Source organism: Allosphingosinicella sp. (assembly GCF_036570505.1).
Lineage (GTDB): Bacteria > Pseudomonadota > Alphaproteobacteria > Sphingomonadales > Sphingomonadaceae > Allosphingosinicella.
Window position 1 is genome coordinate 1 of record NZ_DATCYB010000111.1, and the last position, 2,693, is coordinate 2,693.

Sequence of the window (2,693 nt, forward strand, 5' to 3'; positions counted from 1 at the left end):
GTAGAAGAAGCAGAAGAAGGCGATGCCGGCGCCATAGAGGAACATGTAGAGCGGCGCGCCGTGCTGGAGCGCGGTCGTGACCGTGATCAGCATGTCGCCCCAGAAGCTTTCGCCCTGGACGCGGTTGCCGGCGAACTGGGCCAAGGTGAGCGGCATCAGCAGCAGCGAGGACGCGAAGATCGGCGGGATGACGTTGGCCGTGTTGACCTTGAGCGGCAGGTGCGAACGTTCGGCCTGCATCTGGCCGCGCGCCGTCTGGCGCTTGGGATACTGGATAAGGACGCGGCGCTGGCCGAGCTCCATGAAGCAGATGAACAGGACCAGGACGCCCGCGAAGACGAGCACGCCCAGGATCACGAGAGGCGATAGCGTGCCGGCACGGCCGCCTTCCAGCGCCTGGGCAACCCCGGTCGGGAGCTGCGCGACAATGCCCGCCGTGATGATGAGGGACACGCCATTGCCGACGCCCCGGCTCGTGATCTGCTCGCCCAGCCACATCAGGAACATGGTCCCGCCGACCAGGTTGACGACGGCCGTCAGGCGAAACATCCAGCCGGGATCGATCACCGCCGATCCGCCTCGCCCTCCCCAGCTTTCAAGGCCGACGGCGACGAAGTAGCCCTGAATGATGCAGAGGAAGACGGTGCCGTAGCGGGTGTACTGGTTGATTTTCTTGCGGCCGCTCTCGCCCTCTTTCTTCAAGGCGGCCAGGGCCGGCGACATCGAGGTCGCCATCTGCATCACGATGGACGCGGTGATATAAGGCATGACGCCGAGCGCGATGAGGCTCATGCGCTCCAGGCCGCCGCCCGAGAACATGTTGAACAGGTCGAGCACGCCGCCTTGCGTGGTCTGGAAGAGTTGGTCCAGCGCCCGCGGGTCGATGCCCGGCAGCGGCACGAACGTCAGCAACCGGAAGATGACCAGCGCGCCGAGCGTGAACCAGAGACGCTTTTTGAGATCGGTGGCCTTGGCGAAGTTCGCCAGGTTTATGTTGCCGATCAATTGTTCGGCATGTGATGCCATAGGTGACGCGCCTCATCGGGTAAGAGCCTTGCCAGGATTTCCCGATGTCATGGTAATAAGAAGACAAGACAAACTAATATTATCGTGGCTTACATCAAAAATTTTGATGGATGTCTTGAAACGTCGGGCGACGGCCGGCCAGGAACCTTTGCCTGAGAAATGAGGTCCGCGACTCCGCCAGCTCTCAGGTTCGAAGAAGCGGATTACGGATCAAGTGATCGCCCCATTCGGCGAGAAAAATAAAGCAGGCGCCGCGGGATGGCGAATCCGGCGCTCCGTTCGGCTTATGTCCGGCTGTTCGCCAACCGGTCGAGTGTCAAGCTCGGTGCCCAGCGCTGACCGGGAATGGTGCCGCTTGGGGGACTCGAACCCACGACCCCATCATTACGAATGATGTGCTCTACCAGCTGAGCTAAAGCGGCCAGACCCTTAAGGCGGGCGCTCTATCAGCGGGTCGGGGCGATGACAAGCGCCGCGAACGGTCCGGCTGCGAGAGTAACACTTAACGCTTTCGCAACCATGGCGGGTGCAGGGTTTCTCCTCCTTAGAGGGAAGGCTGCGGGGACAGCGCGCATGGAAAATTTCCGGGCTTTCGATGAAAGCGCCGACTTCGCCGGGGAAGACGAGCCGGCGATGGAGGCGCCTCCCGAGATCGGCATCGACGAACGCCGGATGCACGTCCGCGCCTATAATTACTGGGTGTCGCTGCTGGACGGGCGGCCCTATCCCTCGATCCGCGACCTGGAGCCCCACAATCTCGACGATTTCGGTCCACACAGCGTGCTGCTCGATTTCACCGCCGGCAGCGAGGACGCGGCCGTGCCGTTCATCGGCCGGGCGCTGCGCGAGGAATGCGACCTTCACGGCGAGATCCGGACCATCGCCGACGTACCGGGCCGCTCGCTGCTGTCCCGGCTGACCGACCATTATCTCCAGATCATTGCCAATTGCGCGCCGATCGGCTTCGAGGCCGAATTCGTCGGCCAGCGCGGCGTCAACACCATGTACCGCGGCATCTTGATGCCGCTCTCCTCCGACGGCGATACGATCGATTATATCTACGGCGTCATCAACTGGAAGGAAGTGGCGGATCAGGATACCGCCGCCGGCATCGCCCGGGAGGCCTATCGGGCGGCGGCCTCGCTCGCGTCCGCGGAGGCGAGCCCGGTCTGGGCCGATGGCCCGAGCGCCGCGCCGCTCGCGTTCGCCGACGGTTCCTCGGGAGACGCGGACGACGATCAGCACGACCTCGACCTTGCGCTCGGCCCGGATGCCGGCCTCGCCGACCGGCTATGCGCCGCGCGCGAAACTGCCGAAGCGGTAAGAACCGCCGACGCGCGCAGCCGCTCCGCCCTCTATCGTGCTCTCGGCCACGCCTATGATTTCGCGCTCGCCGCTGAGGCCGAGCCCGAGGATTATGCCGAGATACTGGATGACGCCGGCCTCAAGGTCCAGGCGCGCGCGCCGATGACGCCGATCGTGAAGCTGATCTTCGGCGCCGGGCACGACAAGGCGCGGCTCACCGAATATGCCGCCGCCCTTTCCCATGCCCGGCGCGAGGATGTCACGGCGGGCGGGTTCATGCCATTCCTCGAACATTTCTCCGGCGGTCTCAAGGGCATCATTCAGGCCGAGCGCCGGGCGCGTCGGCCGGAGCCCAGGCCGGA

At 64.3% G+C, this 2,693-nt stretch carries 2 protein-coding genes and 1 tRNA gene; 1 reads left to right on the plus strand and 2 read right to left on the minus strand.

Features of this window, described 5'->3' with window-relative positions:
• Together secY and VIR62_RS13685 are read right to left on the minus strand one after the other, a co-directional pair.
• On the minus strand, positions 1-1,026 hold a 1,026-nt coding region (secY, locus tag VIR62_RS13680), incomplete at its 3' end, for a preprotein translocase subunit SecY (protein ID WP_431872136.1).
• A 346-nt stretch (positions 1,027-1,372) separates the two neighbouring features.
• Positions 1,373-1,448, minus strand: a tRNA-Thr gene (locus tag VIR62_RS13685).
• Between the two features lie 151 nt (positions 1,449-1,599).
• Between VIR62_RS13685 and VIR62_RS13690 the strand changes: the two genes are divergently transcribed.
• The coding region (locus VIR62_RS13690) for a PAS domain-containing protein (protein WP_431872138.1) at positions 1,600-2,693 on the plus strand (1,094 nt) is incomplete at its 3' end.